This is a genomic window from Cryobacterium mannosilyticum (genome assembly GCF_004402705.1).
GTDB lineage: Bacteria > Actinomycetota > Actinomycetes > Actinomycetales > Microbacteriaceae > Cryobacterium > Cryobacterium mannosilyticum.
The window spans coordinates 70,970-87,913 of sequence record NZ_SOFM01000009.1 but is presented as its reverse complement, the minus strand read 5'-3'; the positions used below and the strand labels follow the sequence as shown (position 1 = coordinate 87,913).

Annotated in this window: 17 protein-coding genes and 1 riboswitch; of the genes, 4 read left to right on the top strand and 13 right to left on the bottom strand. The window is 69.4% G+C overall.

The window, feature by feature from the left end:
- Window positions 1-38: 38 nt before the first annotated feature.
- From E3O32_RS03625 to E3O32_RS03605, 5 genes are read right to left on the bottom strand one after another with little or no spacing between them, the layout of a single operon-like run.
- Entirely contained in the window at window positions 39-299 is a 261-nt protein-coding gene (locus E3O32_RS03625) for a hypothetical protein (protein ID WP_134507105.1), read from the bottom strand.
- 9 nt (window positions 300-308) lie between these two features.
- Window positions 309-935 (bottom strand): nucleoside/nucleotide kinase family protein, encoded by a 627-nt coding sequence (locus E3O32_RS03620; protein WP_241974532.1) that lies wholly within the window; start codon window positions 933-935, stop codon window positions 309-311.
- A complete protein-coding gene (locus E3O32_RS03615) occupies window positions 922-1,704 on the bottom strand; it encodes an energy-coupling factor transporter transmembrane component T family protein (RefSeq protein WP_134507103.1) in 783 nt (260 codons plus the stop codon). The genes E3O32_RS03620 and E3O32_RS03615 overlap by 14 nt, the downstream gene beginning before the upstream one ends.
- Entirely contained in the window at window positions 1,701-3,206 is a 1,506-nt protein-coding gene (locus E3O32_RS03610; protein ID WP_134507101.1) for an ABC transporter ATP-binding protein, read from the bottom strand. Before E3O32_RS03610 ends, E3O32_RS03615 begins: the two co-directional genes overlap by 4 nt.
- A 12-nt stretch (window positions 3,207-3,218) precedes the next feature.
- The gene (locus E3O32_RS03605) at window positions 3,219-3,836 is read right to left on the bottom strand and encodes an ECF transporter S component (RefSeq protein WP_134507099.1); all 618 of its coding nucleotides are present in this window, start codon (window positions 3,834-3,836) and stop codon (window positions 3,219-3,221) included.
- A 36-nt stretch (window positions 3,837-3,872) separates the two neighbouring features.
- Window positions 3,873-3,983, bottom strand: a riboswitch (TPP riboswitch).
- Window positions 3,984-4,287: 304 nt separating this feature from the next.
- Between E3O32_RS03605 and nhaA the strand changes: the two genes are divergently transcribed.
- Window positions 4,288-5,634 (top strand): Na+/H+ antiporter NhaA, encoded by a 1,347-nt coding sequence (gene nhaA, locus E3O32_RS03600; RefSeq protein ID WP_134507097.1) that lies wholly within the window; start codon window positions 4,288-4,290, stop codon window positions 5,632-5,634.
- Between the two features lie 35 nt (window positions 5,635-5,669).
- Here the strand turns inward: nhaA and E3O32_RS03595 are convergent, their stop codons facing one another.
- Both E3O32_RS03595 and E3O32_RS03590 read right to left on the bottom strand, forming a co-directional pair.
- The gene (locus E3O32_RS03595; RefSeq protein ID WP_134507095.1) at window positions 5,670-6,002 is read right to left on the bottom strand and encodes a hypothetical protein; all 333 of its coding nucleotides are present in this window, start codon (window positions 6,000-6,002) and stop codon (window positions 5,670-5,672) included.
- Between the two features lie 9 nt (window positions 6,003-6,011).
- Window positions 6,012-7,232 (bottom strand): DNA polymerase IV, encoded by a 1,221-nt coding sequence (locus tag E3O32_RS03590; protein ID WP_134507093.1) that lies wholly within the window; start codon window positions 7,230-7,232, stop codon window positions 6,012-6,014.
- A 119-nt stretch (window positions 7,233-7,351) separates the two neighbouring features.
- On the opposite strand from E3O32_RS03590, the gene E3O32_RS03585 reads away from it, so the two are divergent.
- The gene (locus E3O32_RS03585) at window positions 7,352-7,912 is read left to right on the top strand and encodes a TIGR03086 family metal-binding protein (RefSeq protein ID WP_134507091.1); all 561 of its coding nucleotides are present in this window, start codon (window positions 7,352-7,354) and stop codon (window positions 7,910-7,912) included.
- Window positions 7,913-7,946: 34 nt separating this feature from the next.
- On the opposite strand, the gene E3O32_RS03580 is transcribed toward E3O32_RS03585, so the two are convergent.
- Genes E3O32_RS03580 through E3O32_RS03565 form a run of 4 tightly spaced genes read right to left on the bottom strand, consistent with a single transcriptional unit; the run spans window position 7,947 to window position 12,038 of the window.
- The gene (locus tag E3O32_RS03580) at window positions 7,947-8,747 is read right to left on the bottom strand and encodes an ABC transporter permease (protein ID WP_134507089.1); all 801 of its coding nucleotides are present in this window, start codon (window positions 8,745-8,747) and stop codon (window positions 7,947-7,949) included.
- A gap of 8 nt (window positions 8,748-8,755) precedes the next feature.
- Window positions 8,756-9,682: an ABC transporter permease gene (locus E3O32_RS03575; RefSeq protein WP_134507087.1), complete on the bottom strand. Its 927-nt coding sequence runs from the start codon at window positions 9,680-9,682 to the stop codon at window positions 8,756-8,758.
- 53 nt (window positions 9,683-9,735) lie between these two features.
- Entirely contained in the window at window positions 9,736-10,938 is a 1,203-nt protein-coding gene (locus E3O32_RS03570) for an ABC transporter substrate-binding protein (RefSeq protein WP_134507085.1), read from the bottom strand.
- Between the two features lie 17 nt (window positions 10,939-10,955).
- Window positions 10,956-12,038 carry an ABC transporter ATP-binding protein gene (locus E3O32_RS03565; protein ID WP_134507083.1) on the bottom strand — a complete coding sequence of 361 codons (1,083 nt, stop codon included), beginning with the start codon at window positions 12,036-12,038 and terminating at the stop codon, window positions 10,956-10,958.
- Window positions 12,039-12,187: 149 nt separating this feature from the next.
- On the opposite strand from E3O32_RS03565, the gene E3O32_RS03560 reads away from it, so the two are divergent.
- Complete coding sequence (locus tag E3O32_RS03560) at window positions 12,188-13,078, top strand: ABC transporter ATP-binding protein (protein WP_134507081.1); 891 nt, start codon at window positions 12,188-12,190, stop codon at window positions 13,076-13,078.
- Complete coding sequence (locus E3O32_RS03555) at window positions 13,075-14,667, top strand: ABC transporter permease (RefSeq protein ID WP_134507079.1); 1,593 nt, start codon at window positions 13,075-13,077, stop codon at window positions 14,665-14,667. Before E3O32_RS03560 ends, E3O32_RS03555 begins: the two co-directional genes overlap by 4 nt.
- Window positions 14,668-14,686: 19 nt before the next feature.
- On the opposite strand, the gene E3O32_RS03550 is transcribed toward E3O32_RS03555, so the two are convergent.
- Together E3O32_RS03550 and E3O32_RS03545 are read right to left on the bottom strand one after the other, a co-directional pair.
- The gene (locus E3O32_RS03550; protein WP_134507077.1) at window positions 14,687-15,265 is read right to left on the bottom strand and encodes a YdeI/OmpD-associated family protein; all 579 of its coding nucleotides are present in this window, start codon (window positions 15,263-15,265) and stop codon (window positions 14,687-14,689) included.
- Window positions 15,266-15,304: 39 nt separating this feature from the next.
- On the bottom strand, window positions 15,305-16,900 hold the full coding sequence (locus E3O32_RS03545; protein ID WP_134507075.1) for an ABC-F family ATP-binding cassette domain-containing protein: 1,596 nt from the start codon (window positions 16,898-16,900) through the stop codon (window positions 15,305-15,307).
- Window positions 16,901-16,944: the final 44 nt, after the last annotated feature.

Here is a 16,944-nt window from a genome sequence, read left to right as displayed (position 1 = left end):
CCCTGCTGGCCGTCATTGCTGCCCGACAATCCTGTTCGTCAGTCCTGTTCGTCAGTCGGCAGGTACGGGTCGCTGTCTCCGGCATCGAAGCGGTAGCGCACGTGCAACCGGCCCTGCACGTCGCGTTCGTCGACCTCGTCGTACCAGAACAGGGCTTCGATGCCCTCGACGGCGGCGAGCATGCTGATCCGGGAATCGTGCTTGCCGTGCACGAGGACGCGTGAATCGACCTGCCCCTCGAGGGGACCGTCGATGAACTCCGCCGTGTAGAGGACGTTGTGGGTTTCGGGGCTGGCCATGTCTCCAACCTAGTCCGGGACGGCCGGTTTTAGGCGGCCGATTTCAGGCGCCGGCGGGCAGGGAATCTCCGTCGTCCCGCTGAGCCGGATCGTGGCGCCGTGTTCCGGGTCGTCCCGGCCCAGGTAGGCCTCCCACTCGTGCTGCCACTCGTCCCAGTGCGACCGGAACATGTCCCCGTCCCTCGCCAGGGCGCGCTTCTTGCGGACGCCGTCGTCGGCGGCGAGCCAGACCCGGATCTCGCTGAACGGGAGGTGCGCGGCGGCGAGGGCGCCGCATCCCTCCACGATGAGCGGACGCGCCGGATCAACCGGATGCCATTCGGCGGCGCGGGCGTTGGCCCAGTCGTAGCGCTGCCAGGCCGCGGGCAGTCCGTCCGCTCGCGGGGTGAGCACCTGCCGGGTCAGATGTTCAACGGCGGCGTCGAGTCCCTGCCAGCCGGGGTAGATATCGTCGAGCCGCACCAGAACCGGCTCTTCCCCCGGCCAGGCGGCGGCGAGCCGGTCGGCCAGGGTGCTCTTGCCGGCCCCGCTCGGCCCGTCGATGAGGACGACGGGGGTGGGCCCGGCGCCGGCCAGGGCGGCGAGGATCGGTGCGAGCAGCGCCGACATGCGCCCGTCCGGCTCAGGCGAGGACAAAGTTCCAGTTTCCCGTCGCCACCGAGACGACGACGGCCAGCAACGCCACGAGCAGGCCGATGCCGACCAGGGCATACTCGCGCCCGCCGAACCTGGACGGCCTGGCCCAGGTGCGACGGACCGGGGCGCCGAAGCCCCTGGCCTCCATCGCCGTCGCCAGTTTGCTCCCGCGCCGGATGGACAACACCAGCAGCGCGAACGCCTGGCCGGCCAGCCGGCGGATGGCGCCGCCGTCGCCGATTCCCCTGGCCCGCCTGGCCAGTTCGAGGGCACGCCAGTCCTCGATGAACAGGCCGACCAGCCTGAGGCCGGCCAGGCCTCCGAGCACGAACCGGGACGGCAGGCGCACGACCTGGGCGAGGCCGTCGGCGAGGTCGGTCGGGTCGACCGTGACGAACAGCACGACCGACGGGAGGCCGATCGCCAGGATCCGCAGGGTCGTGGCCACAGCCAGGTCGGTTGACCCCTGTGTCACGTGGACGAGCCCGAATGCCCAGTACACCTGACCGGCAGCCTGCCCGTAGAGGAGGGTGGTCAGTCCGGCCGTCGGCGCGGCCAGCCAGACCGGCAGGGTGCGGAGCAGGAACATCCGTGCGCTCAGTCCGGCCCAGAAGAACAGGACGGCCTCACAGCCGAGCGCGACGAGGGCGGACACCCAGTCGATGGTGAGCATGAGCACGCCGGCCAGGAGGAGCGCCGCCGCCAGCTTGGCCACCGGATTGACCCGGAAGATCGCCTGCGTCCCTTCGGGGACCCTGAGCACGCTCATCTCGGGGCCGCCGGCTGGCGGTTGGCGACGCGGTCGGTCAGGCGGTACTCCCGGTCGGCAACGGCCGCGACGAAGTCGCTGTCGTGGGAGACCGCCAGCACCCCTGTTCCGTCGTCGATGAGCTCGAGCAGCAGCGCCACCACTTCACGCCAGGTGCGGAAGTCCTGGCCGAACGTCGGTTCGTCGAGGACGAGCAGGCGCGGCTGGGTAGCCAGCACTGTGCCGACCGACAGGCGTCGTTTCTCCCCGCCGGACAGGGTGAACGGATTCGCCTCCGCGAGGTGGTCGAGCCTGAGCCGCTGCAGCAGGGTGTCGACCCGGCTGTCGACGGCCGGCCCGCTCCGGCCGAGGGCCCGGGGGCCGACCGCGAGCTCGGCCCGCACGGTGCCGGCGACGAATTGGTGCTCGGGATCCTGGAACACCGTGCCGACCCTGGTCAGAAGCTGCCGGGAGGTCCATCCGATCGGAGCGGCGCCCGCCCCGTCGGCGAACCCGGCACTCGCCTCCAACCGTCCAGCGGCCGGCTTCAACAGCCCGGCGAGCGTGAGCGCCAGGGTCGACTTCCCCGACCCGTTCGGCCCGGTCACAGCCAGGGCGGACCCTGCCCGAACGGTGAGGTCGAGGTCCCGGGCGACGACGACGCTCTTCGTGCGTGCGATGGCGAGGGACTCCGCGCGGAGCAGGGTGCCGTCCGCCACGTCGCGTACGATGGCCCGCCGGATCGGCATCCCGTGGCCGCGTCCGGGCACCCAGACCCCGGCGGCCGAGAGCCGCTCGCCCTGGCTGGCCAGCACGTCATCCGGTCGGCCGTCGGCCAGCACTCCCCCGGTCTGGTCGAGCACGATCACCCGGTCCACCAGTTCCTGCCAGATGGCCACCCGGTGCTCGATCACGATGAAGGTCGCCGCCGAATGCTCGAGAATCCGAGCCACGGCGTCGCGCACCTCGATCACTCCTGCGGGGTCGAGGTTCGCCGTGGGTTCGTCGAGCAGGAGCAAACCCGGCCTCATCGCGAGCACGCCGGCCAGGGCGAGGCGTTGTTTCTGGCCGCCGGACAATGCCGAGGTGGGGTGGTCCAGCGGCACCTCCAGTCCCACCATGTGGAGGCTCTCCTGCACGCGCCGCCAGATTTCCTCGCGCGGCACACCGAGGTTCTCGCAGCCGAAGGCGACGTCGTCGCCGACCCGGGCAAGGATGACCTGCGAGTCCGGGTCCTGCAGCAGCAGCCCGGCCAGGCCTCGGGCCGCGGCCGGCTCGCCACCGTTGACCAGCAGCCTGCCGTGCTGTTCGCCCTCATCGTCGCCGCCGAGTACGCCGGCCAGTGCGTGCAGCAGTGTCGACTTCCCCGCCCCGGACGCGCCGAGCAGCAGCACGCGTTCGCCGGGTTCGATTCGCAGGTCGAGCCGGGAGACGGCCCAGCCGGTGCGTCCGGCGTGCCGCCAGCCCCACCCCCGGGCGTCGACGGACGCACCCCGGGAGGTCGGCGAATTCGCGGCGGTCATCGTTTCCGCGCCCTAGTTCGAGGCACGAACCGCCCGGCCGGCGGCGAACCGGGACAGCGCCCCGGTGCGGGCCAGGCCGCGCATGGCCAACCAGGACAACAGACCGGCCACGACGATGCCGGAGAGGACGGAGGAGAGCGTGTAGATCGTGATGAACGGCGCCGCGGAACCGGGGTACCAGAACAGCAGGTCGTTGACCGCCAGGGCGAGCCCGGCGCCGGCGCCGGCCAACAGGGCAACGTACAGGCGGTAGTTGGCGTAGAGGAAGATCGCGAACACCAGTTCGGCCCCAAGGCCCTGGACCACCCCGGAGACGAGAATGGTGGCACCCCAGGCCGTGCCGCCCACGAGGGTGGAGACCACGGCTGCGAGCAGCTCGGTATAGAGGGCAGCCCCGGGCTTCCGGATGATCAGGCCGCCGAGCACCCCGGCGAACAGCCAGCCGCCTCCGAGGAGGGCCTGGAGTCCGGGCAGGAGCGGGGTGAGCAGCCCGCTGAGCGGGTTGTAGGCCTGGTTCCAGACCACGAAGATCAAGCCGCTGGCCACGCCGATGACGCTGGCGATGACGATGTCGACGACCCGCCATTTCCGTGAGACCGACCGGGTGGCGATGATGGTTTCAGTGTGCACTGTTCGTGCCCTTTCCGTAGAGAAAACAGGGCACGGGTACGAGATAATCTGCCTCCCTGCGCTGGCATGATCCAGATCAGGTTCGACGGTCGAAGCTTTCCGAAGCTTCCTCTCAGCCCGGTTGACCGGACTCCCGTGTTCGTAGTCGAGTATAGACCGCCGCGTAGACTCGGACGATGACTCGAATCCGCGCCCGGACCGGATACGGTCGGTCGACCCGTCCGGTCGTCCCAGGGTGAGCGTCGCCGTCCCCCTGCTGCTCGCGGCATTGCTGATCGTGCTGCTACGCCGCTTCATCCTGCGCCGGCGCCGGCTCCTGCGCGGGCTTCCAGTGAGCGGCCCCTGGCACCTGCCGGCCTGGCTCCGGAACCGACCCCGTGTACGCTGGAAGCGGTGAGTCGGGAAGCCTGGTCGACGCCCTAGAGCCGAGCCGAAATCCAGAGGATCTCCCGTGAACCCACCATCTCCGTCCGCCCCCGCCGAAGAGACCAGGGCGCAGATCTTCCGCCGGAGCAGCTACCTGGAGCACCTCCACGTCGCGCAGATCCTGCGCAAGGAGACCGTGGGCGGCGCCCTGCTCCTGGCGGCGACCGTTGTCGCCCTCATTCTTGCCAATACCCCGGCCGCCGGCTTCTACTTCTCGCTGCGCGACTTCGAGGTCGGTTTCGAGCCGTGGCACCTGAAGCTCAGCCTCGGCACGTGGGCGGCCGACGGCCTTCTGGCCATCTTCTTCTTCATCGCCGGTCTCGAGCTGAAGCGCGAGTTCGTCGCCGGCGACCTGCGCACCTTCAGCCGCGCCGTCGTCCCCGTGGCGGCCGCGATCGGCGGTGTCATCACCCCGGCCCTGTTCTTCGTGGCCATCAACATCGGCGGCGGACCGGAAGCGCTCCGCGGCTGGGCCGTGCCCACCGCCACCGACATCGCCTTCGCCGTCGCCGTCCTCGCCGTGATCGGCTCCCACCTGCCAAGCGCACTGCGCATCTTCCTGCTCACGCTCGCCGTGGTCGACGACCTGCTCGCCATCGGGATCATCGCGTTCTTCTACTCCACTGACATCCAGCCGATGATGCTCCTCCTGGCCGTCGTGCCGCTGGCCCTCTTCGCCTACCTCACCCACCGGCACTCGAACTTCTTCGGCAGGAAGACCTGGGCGGGCTGGCTCATCCTGCTGCCGATCGGGCTGCTCGTCTGGGCCCTCGTGCACGGTTCCGGCATCCATGCCACGGTCGCCGGCGTGCTGCTCGGCTTCGCCGTGCCGGTGCTGCGCAGCCGGAAGGGGGGCGGCCCTGACGCCGGTCCCGGCCTCGCCCAGACACTCGAGCACCGCATCCGCCCTATCTCGGCGGGTTTCGCCGTGCCCGTGTTCGCGTTCTTCTCCGCCGGGGTGAGCATCGGCGGCGCCGAGGGACTCACGAAGACCCTGACCGACCCGATTGCCATCGGTATCGTCGTCGCCCTGGTCGTCGGGAAGCCGGTGGGCATCCTCTTCGCCACCTGGCTGGTCACCAGGACCACAAGGGGAACCCTGGACCCTGACCTGGCCTGGGTCGACGTGATCGGGGTGGCGATGCTCGCCGGGGTGGGATTCACGGTCTCGCTGCTGATCAGCGAACTCGGATTCGGTCACGGCACGGTGCTGGACGACCACGCCAAGGTGGCCATCCTGACCGGGTCACTGCTCGCCGCGCTCCTCGCCACGGTCGTGCTGCGCGCACGGAACCGGCACTACCGACTGGTCGAAGCGAAGGAACGGCTCGACGAGGACAGCGACGGCGTCCCCGACGTCTTCGTCAACTGAACGGTCGGTCTCGACGACCCGAGTGCCCTGGCGCGTCAGCGCTTCAGCGCGCGGATGACGCGGGAGATCGCCTTGCCGGCCACCCAGACGAACGGGATGCCGACGGCGAGCAACGAGATCACGTTCGGCTCGAAACGCAGCGAACCGCCCGACTTCACGTAGGCGCCGATCGGGAGGGACATTCCGCCGCCGCCGCCACCGCTGCCCTTGCCGCTCTCCGCGGAATCGCCTTCGCCGCCGCCGAAGCCGTAGTAGACGAGGGCGACGGGCACCAGGCTGATGCCGTCCACCTGAACGGGGTCGCCGTAGGCGGTCTTCACGCCGGCGGAACGGGAAATTTCTGCGAGCTTCTCTGGCAGGCTAGTCATGCCCTCAGGCTACCCCTTGTCGGGTTTGAGCAACGAGGCCGGACGCACCGCGCCCCGCCCGAACCGGGCGGTGACCGTGTCAACGGCCCGCTCGGCTCCCCGCCAGTCGTCGTCCGGGTCCCACAGGCCGAGGCCCTGACCGTCACCGTCGCCCAGTTGCTCGACGCGCACCCCGATCAGGCGCACTCGGATGCCCGAGGCGGCGAGGGTGTCGAAGCTGGCCGCAGCCTCCTCATAGATCCGCCGGCCGACGTCGGTGGCCTCCGCGAGCGTGCGCGACCGGGTCACCGTGCTGAAGTCCGCGTAGCGCAGTTTGAGCACCACGCACCGGCCGACGAGGCCTGCGCCGCGAAGCCGGGCCGCCACCGCATCGGACTGGCGCAGCAATTCGCTCCGCAGGCGGGCGACATCCGTGACGTCGTGCTCGAAGGTGACCTCGTGGCCGACGCTCTTCTCCTCACGCTCGGTGGTGACCGTACGCGGGTCCCGCCCCCAGGCCAGGTCGTGCAGTTTGCGTCCGGACGCCTCCCCCACGGTCTTCTGCAGCACCGCGAGCGGGGTGCGGGCCACATCGCCGATCTGACGCAGGCCGAGCCGCAGCAGCGAGGCCTCGGTCGTCTGGCCGACCCCCCAGAGGGCACCGACGGGCAGCGGATGCAGGAAGGCGAGGGTCTCCTCCGCCGGGATCACGAGCAGCCCGTTGGGTTTGGCGCGCCCCGACGCCATCTTGGCCACGAACTTGGTCGACGCGGCGCCGACGGAGCAGGTGAGCCCGGTCTCGGCCTCCACGGTGCGCCGGATCAGGGCCCCGATCACGGCCGGCGAACCGTGCAGCCGTCGGGCGCCCGCAACGTCGAGGAACGCCTCGTCGATGCCGAGCTGTTCGACCAGCGGCGTGATGTCGCCGAAGATGCCCATCACCTGGTCCGAGAAATGCTTGTACCGGCTCATCTGGGGCTCGAGCACGATCGCGGCCGGGCAGCGGCGCAACGCGAGTGCCATCGGCATGGCCGAGTTGACCCCGTAGCGCCGGGCCACGTAGTTCGCCGCGGTGACGACGGACCGGCCGGAGCGGTGCCCCACGATCACGGGCTTGTCGACGAGTTCGGGGTGGTCGAGCAGTTCCACGGAGGCGAAGAACGCGTCGAGGTCGACGTGCAGCAGGGTCGCGGTGCTGTCGTCGACGGATGCCGCCGAGACCGTGCGGTCGCTTCCGTCCTGCCTGCTCATGGAGCGACCCTAACCCACTCGGCGGCCTTCGCGCGCCACCCGATTCCCGGCATCCGATGTCGTCTCCCGGAATGCGGGCGGGCCGAACTCGGTTGCACTCGACAACGAAAGGAGCACCCATGACGCACGATTGGATTGCGCTGCAGAAATTGGCCCACGACGAGTTCACCGCCCGGATGGACCGGATCACCGAGTGGGACCAGGCCACGCCCGACGCCGACTGGACCGTGCGGGACCTCGTGCGCCATGTGGTGCTCGAGCAACAGTGGATCCCGCCCCTGCTCAGCGGGCTCTCCCCGCTCGAGGCCCGCCGCGCGCTGGCTCCGCTGGGTGCGGACCTGGCCGCCGAATGGCGCACCTACTCGGAGGCAGCGACCGCCGCGTGGCGGGCGACGCCGCTGGACGCCCCTGTGACCCTGTCCTATGACACCGTGACCGCACTCGACTACCTGCGAGAGCAGGTCTCCGAGGTCGCCATCCACACCTGGGACCTCGCCCGGGCGACGACCGCAGACGACACGCTCGACGGGTCGCTCGTCGAGGCCGTCTGGACGGTCTTCGAGCCGCAGCGGGACACGCTGGAGGCCAGCGGCCTCTTCGCCTCCCCTGTGCCGATCGCCGAGGATGCCCCGCTGCAGTCGCGGCTGCTCGCCCTGACCGGGCGGGACGCGCGGGTCTAGTGCCGAGACTCGGGGTCTCGACCGGACGGGTGCCCTACCGGGCGATCTTCTCAGCCCCGGCGATGCGCTGGGCGATGTAGATCGGCACGATCGACACCAGCACGAGCACGACGGCGATCACGTTGACCACGGGGGCCTGGTTCGGCCGGAACAGGTTGTCGAGGATCCAGAGCGGCAGGGTCTTCACCGACGACCCTGCCGTGAAGGTCGTGACGATGATCTCGTCGAAGGACAGGGCGAACGCCAGCAGCCCACCCGCGAACAGCGCGGATCGCAGCTGGGGGAACGTGATCAGCCGGAAGGTCGTCCATACCCCCGCGCCCAGATCGGCGGACGCATCCTCGTAGCTCGTGCCGAGCCGGCGGAGGCGCGCGATCACGTTGTTGAACACCGTGACGATGCAGAACGTGGCGTGGGCGACGATCACGGTGACGATGGAGAGTTGCACGCCGAGGATCGTGCGGAACGCGTTGTTGAGCGCGATGCCGGTGATGATGCCGGGCAGCGCGATCGGCAGGATCACCAGCAGGCTCACCGCCTCCCGCCCGAAGAACTCGAAGCGCTGCAGGGCCAGGGAGGCCAGCGTGCCGAGCACCAGGGAGATCACGGTGGCGGCGAGCGCGACCTGCACGCTGGTCAGCACCGCATCGAGCGCGCCCGCGTTGCCGAAGGCCTTCACCCACCACTCCAGGGTGAAGCCGGGCGGCGGCCAGGTCAGGCTCGTGCTCGTGCTGAACGAGTTGACGAGCACCACGACAAGCGGCAGGTAGATTGCCGCGAGCACGACGATCGTGATCGCGGCCAGAAGGCCCCGGGCTGGGCGGCTCAGTCTCATGATGGCCCCTACAGGTTTTCCAGCGCACCGGTGCGGCGTACCGCGGCGAGGTAGGCGAAGATGATCACGATCGGGATCAACGCGATGGCCGCGGCGAGCGGCAGGTTGTTGGCCGCGCCGACGTTCGTGTAGACGAGGTTTCCGAGCATCTGGTTGGCCCCGCCGACGATGTTCACCGTGATGTAGTCGCCGAGCGACAAGCTGAAGCTGAAGATCGAGCCGGCGATGATGGCCGGCCAGATCATCGGCAGCACCACGAGGCGCAGCGTCGACCAGGTCTTGCCGCCCAGGTCTCCGGATGCCTCCAGCAGCGAGTCCGGCACCCGCTCGAGCCCCGCGTAGATGGGGAGGATCACGTACGGCAGCCACAGGTAGGACAGCGTGATGATGGTCGCGGGCAGGCCGTAGCCCGGGGTGTGACCGCCGAACGGCGCCGCCAGCCATTCGAAGATCCCGTCCCGGGAGAGCACGGAGCGCCAGGCGTAGGCCTTGACGAGATAGCTCGCCCAGAGCGGCATCAGCACCGCGATCACGAGCACCCGTTGCAGTCGGGCGCTGGCCACCTTGGCCATGTAGAACGCGATCGGCAGGGCGATCAGGATGTCGACGAGGGTCACCATCAGGGCCACCCCGAGCGTACGGAGGGTGACCGTTTGGTAGAGCGACCCGGTGAGCACCGCGACGATGTTGTCGAGAGTCCAGGTCTGCGAGATTGTGCCGGTGAAGGTGTCGACCGTCCAGAGCGCGGTGATCAACAGGGCAGCCAGGGCCGCGATGTAGACCAGGCCCAGCCAGAACATCGGCGCCGACAGCAGCAGCGACAGGCGCAGCCTCGGATGCCTGCTCAGGAAGACCGAGCCCCGCCGGGCGACCGTGTCCCGCGGGGCGGGAACGATCGGCCGGCCGGCGGGCCGGGTCGGAGTGTCAACGGTCATGGTGTCTTTCTCTCGCCGGACGCGGCTCAAACGGAGGGTGGATGGCCCGCGCGTCAGCCCTTGATCTCCTGCCAGGCGGTGGTCCAGGCGGCGTAGTCGGTGCACTTCACGTCGGTGCGGCCGTCGACGCAGGTGGCGATCGGGGTGGTCCAATACCAGATCTTCGACGCGTAGTCGGCGTCGCCGGCGTGGAAGAGCGAGCACTGGTCAGGGTTGGACATGAAGTCGCAGGCCTTCTGGTTGGAGGGTGCCTCGCCGAAGTACTCGGTGGCCTGGGCGTTGGCCTTCGGACTGCTGATGTAGTTCAGCCAGGCGTACGCGCAGTTCGGGTTCTTCGCCTTCGCCGCGACCATCCAGGTGTCCGACCAACCGGTGACTCCCTCGGAGGGCACGACGACTTCCGCCTTGGTGCCCGGGGCCAGGGAGTTGCGGATGACCTGCCAGGTCGTGCCGACGACGGTGTCCCCGGTCTCGAATGCCTGGATCGACTTGAGGTAGTCCGACCAGTACTCGCCGATGTTCGGGCGCTGCACCTTGAGGAGGTCCACGGCCGCGGCCAGCTGCTTCTCGTCGAGGGCGTAGGGGTTCTTGATGCCGAGGTCGGGCTGGTGGCTCATCAGGTACATGGCGGCATCCGCGATGTAGATCGGCGAGTCGTAGGCGGTGACCTTGCCTTTGTAGGCCGAGGACTTGTCGAACACGACGTCCCAGGACGTGGGCGCCGGGGTCACGGCGTCCGTTGTGTACATGAGCAGATTCGCCCCGTAGCCGTGCGGCACCCCGTAGGAGACGCCGTCGACGCTGTTCCAGGCCTGCAGTTTGAGGAAGTCGTAGACGCCGGCGTAGTTGGGGATCAGGTCGGTGTTCACGGGGGCGACGTCGCCGGCCGCGACGAGACGAAGCGAGGCGTCGCCGGATGCCGCGACCACGTCGTAGTCGCCGGTCTTCATCAGGTTGAACGCCTCGTCCGAGGTGCCGTAGGTCTTGCTGGTGACCTTGCACCCGGTCTCGTCCTGGAAGGCGCTGACCCAGTCGACGGCCGGGTCGTTGCTGCCGTCCTCCACGTAGCCCGGCCAGGCGAGGATCGACACCGCCCCTTCGTTGGTGCCGAGTTTCGTCGGGGCCTTGGCCCCCGTGCTTCCGCCGTTGCCGGCCGAGGTCGTGCCGCAGGCGGTCAGGAGGGCGACGGAGAGGATGGCCAGCCCGGCGAGGGTGGCCGACGTCTTCGTGCGACGACGGGGAGTAGAGCGATTCATTGCGGTCTCCATTCGAGTTAGCGTGTTGCAGGTTCTGGTCTGGTGAGCGGGGGAAGGTCGTCGGAGGCAACCGGGCCGGCGGCCAGGGCCACCGTGTCGCGTTCGTCCCAGCCCACCTGCACCCGGGATCCGCGTTCGTCTTCGCCGACCCGGTCGGCGTCGTTCTGTTCGAGCACGGTGACGCGCGTGCCGATGTCGAGGTCGACGATCAGGCGGGTGCTGCTGCCCACGTAGATGACCTCGGCGAGGACGCCCGCCGCCTCGCGGTCGGTGTGGATGGCGGTGCCCTCGCGGCCGATGCTCATCTTCTCCGGCCGCACGGAGTGGATGCCGCCGCGCCCGAGCACCAGCCTGGACAGGGTGTCGTCGAGGATGTTGGAGGTGCCGACGAACGCGGCGACGAACGGTGAGACCGGTTTGTCGTAGATCTCGGCCGGACTGCCGAGTTGCTCGATCCGGCCCTCGTTGAAGACCGCGATCCGGTCGCTGAGGGTGAGGGCTTCCTCCTGGTCGTGCGTGACGAAGATGAAGGTGATCCCGAGTTCGCGCTGCAGTTCCTTGAGCTCGACCTGCATCTGTTCCCGGAGTTTGAGGTCGAGGGCACCGAGCGGCTCGTCGAGGAGCAGCGCCTTGGGGCGCACCACCGTCGCCCTGGCGAGGGCGACCCGTTGGCGCTGGCCGCCGGACAACTGACCTGGTTTACGGTCGCCGTAACCCTCGAGGCGCACGGTGGCGAGCGCTTCCCTGGCCAGTGCGTGCCGTTCGCGTCTCGGCATCCCGCGCACCCGGAGTCCGTAGGCGACGTTGTCGAGCACGCTCATGTGCGGGAAGAGGGCGTAGTCCTGGAAGACCGTGTTGACGTCACGGTCGAATGGCGCGCGCTCCGTGACGTCCTGGCCGAAGAGGGACACCGTGCCGCTGGTGGGCTGTTCGAATCCGGCGATCAGGCGGAGCACGGTCGTCTTGCCCGAGCCGGACGGCCCGAGCATGGAGAAGAACTCCCCCTCCGCGATGTCGAGGTCGACCCCGTCGACGGCGTTGACCGCGCCGAACGTCTTGGTCAACCCGGTCAACCGGATCGCTGGTCGGTCAGCAGCCACGGGGCCTCCTCGCTCGTCCTTGTCGCTAAATCATATGGAAGCGGATGTAACTTCGTCCGGTTTCCGATGTTGCGGTCGGGTCACAATGCGCTTCGCCGCCATCATGGCCCCTCTCGTCCGCGCCCGTCAGGCTGAGTAGGGTGTGAAATATGAGCGAAGCCATCAGTGTGCGGGGCCTGACGAAGAGTTTCGGCAAGGTCAGGGCCCTGGATCGCCTCGACCTGGCTGTGGAGGTCGGCGAGGTTCACGGCTTCCTGGGACCGAACGGTTCGGGGAAGACGACGACCCTGCGCATCCTGCTGGGGCTTCTCCGGGCCGACTCCGGAGAGGTGGCGTTGCTCGGGGGCGACCCGTGGTCCGACGCGGTCGACCTGCACCGCCGCCTGGCCTATGTGCCCGGGGATGTGACGCTCTGGCCGTCTCTGTCCGGCGGAGAGGTCATCGATCTGCTCGGCCGGTTGCGCGGCGGACTCAACCCGGTGCGGCGCGCCGACCTGTTGGAGAGGTTTCAGCTGGATCCCACCAAGAAGTGCCGCACCTACTCGAAGGGCAACCGGCAGAAGGTGGCGTTGATCGCCGCATTGGCCAGCGACGTCGAGCTGTTGCTCCTGGACGAACCGACCTCCGGCCTGGACCCGCTGATGGAGGCCACCTTCCGTTCCTGCGTGCAGGAGTTGCGCACCGCCGGGCGCACGGTGCTGCTGAGCAGCCACATCCTGGCCGAGGTCGAGGCGTTGTGCGACCGGGTCAGCATCATCCGAAATGGCGCCGTCGTGGAGACCGGATCCATCGCCGCCATGCGGCACCTGACCCGCACGGTGATCCAGGCCGAGGTGCCGGCGGTGCCGGCCGGTCTCGCCGCGATGCCCGGCGTGCACGAGGTGGTGGTGACCGGCAACCGCATCACGGCGAGCGTGGAAACGGCCGGACTCCCCGGGCTGCTCGCCGCGCTCAGCGCGGCAGGGGTCAGCTCGCTGACGAGCAGCCCGCCGACCCTGGAGGAGCTGTTCCTGCGCCACTACGAGAGCGTACGGAGGTGAGCAGCCAGCTGCGGGGCACGGGCAGCCTGCTTCGTCTGGCACTGCGCCGGGACCGCTGGCTGCTGCTCGGGTCCGTTCTCGGATTCGCCGGGATCGCCGCCTCGTCCGCGTCGGCGACCGCGGGCCTGTACCCCGATCCGGCGTCCCGGATCGAGGCGGCCGGGGCGGTCAACGCGTCCGCCGCGATCGTGGCCATGTACGGGCGGATCTACGATCCCGCCTCGCTCGGCGCGCTGGCCATGTTCAAACCCGCCGTCTTCGGTGCGGTGGCCGTGGCGATCCTGATGGTGGTCGTCGTGATCCGGCACACCCGCGCCGAGGAGGAGTCGGGACGGCTCGAGCTTGTCGGCGCCGGCGTGGTCGGGCGCTCGGCCCCGCTCGCCGCGGCGTTGATCGTCGCCATCGGGGCCAGCGCGGCAATCGGGGCGGCCACCGCCGCGGGGCTCCTCGCCGCGGGCCTGCCTGCGGCCGGTTCGGTGGCGTTCGGCGCCGGCTGGGCGGTCACGGGGGCCTGTTTCGCCGGCCTGGCCGCAGCGACCGCGCAGGTCACCACGGGCGCACGAGCCGCCAGCGGGCTGGCCCTGGCGGGGATCGGGGCCGCCTATATGCTCCGGGCGGTCGGTGACCTCTCCGAAGCCGGACCAGGCTGGCTGTCCTGGCTGTCGCCGATCGGGTGGAATCAGCAGATCAGGGCGTTCGCGGGTGACCACTGGGGCGTCCTGGCACTGCCCCTGGCCGCCACGGCGGTGACCGCGGCCGCGGCGTTCCTCCTGCGTCGTCGCCGGGACCTCGGCAGCGGGATGATCACCGAGCGCTCCGGTCCTGCAGCGGGCCGGCTGGGGACGCCGCTCGGCCTGGCCTGGCGCCTGCAGGCCCCCACGCTGCTGGCGTGGACCATCGCACTGGCCATCCTGGGCCCGGTTCTCGGCACGATCGCGCACACGGTTGCCGAGCTTCTCAACTCCCCCGGTATGAAGGCGATCATCGAACAGCTCGGCGGCAAGCAGGGTCTGACGGATGCCTTCCTCGCCGCCGAGATCGGGCTGTTCGGCACCTTCGTCGCCGCCTACGGCATCGTCGCGGTGTCCCGGCTCCGGGGCGAGGAAGCCGCGGGGCACGCGGAGGCGCTCCTCGCGACGTCGGTCGGGCGGGTCCGGATGCTCGCCGCTCACGGCGGGCTGGCCCTCGCCGGTGTCGCCTGGCTGCTGATCATCGCCGGTGCCGGAACGGGCGCCGGTCATGCCCTCGCCGTGGATGATCCGAGCCAGATCGCCCGGGTCACGATCGCGGCGATCGCGAGGATCCCGGCCGCGTGGGTCGTGGTGGGACTGGCCATCCTCATCTGGGGCCTCTGGCCCCGGGCCACCGCGGGCGCCTGGGTCGCCTACATCGCGTTCATCCTGGCCGGCGAGTTCGGCACACTGTGGGGCGTGCCCCAAATGGTCATCGACCTCAGCCCGTTCGCGCACTCGCCGCTCCTCCCAGGGCCCGATCCGAACCTCGACGGCCTGCTCTGGCTCACGGTGGTCGCGGTCGCGTTCCTGGCCGCGGGAACGACGGCGTTCCGCCGGCGCGACCTGGCTCCTTAGGCATCCGTTCGCCGGAGGCTCATCGCGGGTAGATCGCGCGGCCGTCCGCGAGCATCTCCACGTAGCCCGCGATCTTCGCGGCGCGGGTCTGGGCTCTTTTCACAGCGTTGATGCGGAACAGGATCGCGAACCGGTTCTGGGAGTCCAGTGTCGCGAACGCCGACGAGGCGGCAGGGTTGGCGTCGAGGGCCACCCGGAGGTCCTCGGGCACCGGGCTGTCCTTCTGGCGGTAAGCCACCTCCCACCGGCCGTCCGCCCTGGCCCGGTCGATCTCCGCGTGGCCGGCGGGGCGCATCCGCCCGTCCGCGATGAGCGCGGCGACCAGGCCCTGGTTGCGCTGCGACCACACGCTGCGGGCGCGCCGCGGGGTGAAGACCTGCAGATGGTAGTCGTCGTCGAGAGACCCGGCCTGCCCGTCGATCCAGCCGAAGCAGAGCGCGCTCTCCAACGCCAGCGGATAGGTGATCCCGGGTACGACGGATTTCTTCTTGCGCAATTGGAGTCTCACTCCGTCATGGCCGGCATTCTGCTCCAACCACGCTTCCCAGTCGGCCACCGTCTCGAAGAGCAGGATCGGCTTGTCGGCATTGGCTCCCATGACCGCTAGCGTAGGCCGCACGACGCGACCCGGCCACCATCAGGCCGCGCGCACCTCGATCTCACCGGGCGCCGCGGTGTCGCCGCCGAAGACGAGGTGCCGGTTGGCGATCTTGTCGCTGAAGAAGCGGTCGTGGCTGACCACGACCACGGCGCCGGGGAAGTGCAGCAGCGCCCGCTCCATCACCTGGGTGCTGGACATGTCGAGGTGGTTGGTCGGTTCGTCCAGCAGCAGCACGGATGCGCCGGAGAGCAGGCACTGCGCCATCGCGACGCGCGCACGCTGGCCGCCGGACAGGTTGCCGATCTTCTGCTTGAGGTCGGCCTCAGAGAACTGGAACATCGACAGGAACCGGCCGACGGACTTCCGGGTCGCCGTGAAGGCCAGGCTGCCGGGCATCGCGTTGACGGCGTGGGTGACCGTGTCGGTGTCGTCGAGTTCGGCGAGGACCTGGTTGTAGGACACCACGGCGGTCCCGCTCGCCCAGGCTACCTCGCCGGAGTCGGCCCGTTCCTCGCCCGTGAGCACCCGGAGCAGGGTGGTCTTCCCGCTGCCGTTGGCGCCGAGGACCACGATCCGGTTGCCCCGCCTGATCTCGAAGCTGAGCCCCTGGAAGAGCACCTTGTCGCCGTAGGACTTGCCGAGCGATTCGACCCGGCAGAGGACATCCTTCACGTGCAGGCCACCGTAGATCTCGGTGATGATCTGGTCGACGGGTCGCGGCGTGCGGGCCTTCTTGATCTTTGCCAGCTGGTTTCCGAGGTCCCGGGTGGCAGCCTTCGCGGCCTCCCGGCGGTCGGCGATCCCCTCCGCTTCGAAGGCGAGCAGTTCTGATTCGTGCACGAATTGCTGTTCCAGGTTCTTGAGCCTGAACTGTTTCTGCACCACATACTCGCCGAAGTTGCCCGGGTACTCGTGCAGGTGGAAGTTCTCGACCTCGATGATCCGGGTGACGACGGCGTCGAGGAACCTGCGGTCGTGGGAGACGATGATCGCGGCGCCCCGGAAGGTGCGGAACCAGGCTTCCAGCCATTCGACACCGGCCACGTCGAGGTAGTTGGTGGGCTCGTCCAACAGGAGGACGTCGGGGCCTTCGAGCAGGATCTTGGCCAGGGCGGCGCGGTTGCGCCACCCGCCCGACAGCTCGTCGATCGAGCAGACCCGGTGGGCCTCGTCGAAGCCCAAGGTGGTCAGTGCGGTGTCGATGCGGCGGGTGTAGTCCCAGCCGTCGAGCCTGTCCATGTCCTCGAACAGCTCTGCCTGGCGGTGGATGAGCCGGTCCAGTTCCGCACTGCCCGACGGGTCGGCGGCGATGGCCGCGTCGATCGACGCCAGTTCGGCTTCGATGGCCTTGATCGGGGCGAAGAGCTCGTCGAGCACCTGGAGGATCGTGGATTGGCCGTTCAGCTCGGAGAACTGGGAGAAGTAGCCCACCTTGATGTCGGCGTCGAGGCTGACGGTGCCGGTGTCCGGAAGGACCTGGCCGAGGACCAGCTTCAGAATCGACGTCTTGCCCGACCCATTCTTGCCGATCAGGCCGACCCTGTCGCCGGTTTCGAGGCGGAAGAACGCCTCGCGCAAGATCTGCGCGTTTTCAAAGCGGACGCTGACGTCGTTCAGCCGGATCAGGCTCATTGCTGCCTCTCGAGGGGCGGTTCAGGGGCACCCGTGGGACTCCG

Coding starts and splice junctions, on each gene's coding strand:
- E3O32_RS03550 (WP_134507077.1), bottom strand. CDS start 15,265: ATGGGAGCCAATGCCGACAAGCCGATCCTGCTCTTCGAGACGGTGGCC.
- E3O32_RS03545 (WP_134507075.1), bottom strand. CDS start 16,900: ATGAGCCTGATCCGGCTGAACGACGTCAGCGTCCGCTTTGAAAACGCG.
- E3O32_RS03610 (WP_134507101.1), bottom strand. CDS start 3,206: ATGACCGCCGCGAATTCGCCGACCTCCCGGGGTGCGTCCGTCGACGCC.
- E3O32_RS03585 (WP_134507091.1), top strand. CDS start 7,352: ATGACGCACGATTGGATTGCGCTGCAGAAATTGGCCCACGACGAGTTC.
- E3O32_RS03570 (WP_134507085.1), bottom strand. CDS start 10,938: ATGAATCGCTCTACTCCCCGTCGTCGCACGAAGACGTCGGCCACCCTC.
- E3O32_RS03560 (WP_134507081.1), top strand. CDS start 12,188: ATGAGCGAAGCCATCAGTGTGCGGGGCCTGACGAAGAGTTTCGGCAAG.
- E3O32_RS03580 (WP_134507089.1), bottom strand. CDS start 8,747: ATGAGACTGAGCCGCCCAGCCCGGGGCCTTCTGGCCGCGATCACGATC.
- E3O32_RS03625 (WP_134507105.1), bottom strand. CDS start 299: ATGGCCAGCCCCGAAACCCACAACGTCCTCTACACGGCGGAGTTCATC.
- E3O32_RS03595 (WP_134507095.1), bottom strand. CDS start 6,002: ATGACTAGCCTGCCAGAGAAGCTCGCAGAAATTTCCCGTTCCGCCGGC.
- E3O32_RS03615 (WP_134507103.1), bottom strand. CDS start 1,704: ATGAGCGTGCTCAGGGTCCCCGAAGGGACGCAGGCGATCTTCCGGGTC.
- E3O32_RS03575 (WP_134507087.1), bottom strand. CDS start 9,682: ATGACCGTTGACACTCCGACCCGGCCCGCCGGCCGGCCGATCGTTCCC.
- E3O32_RS03590 (WP_134507093.1), bottom strand. CDS start 7,232: ATGAGCAGGCAGGACGGAAGCGACCGCACGGTCTCGGCGGCATCCGTC.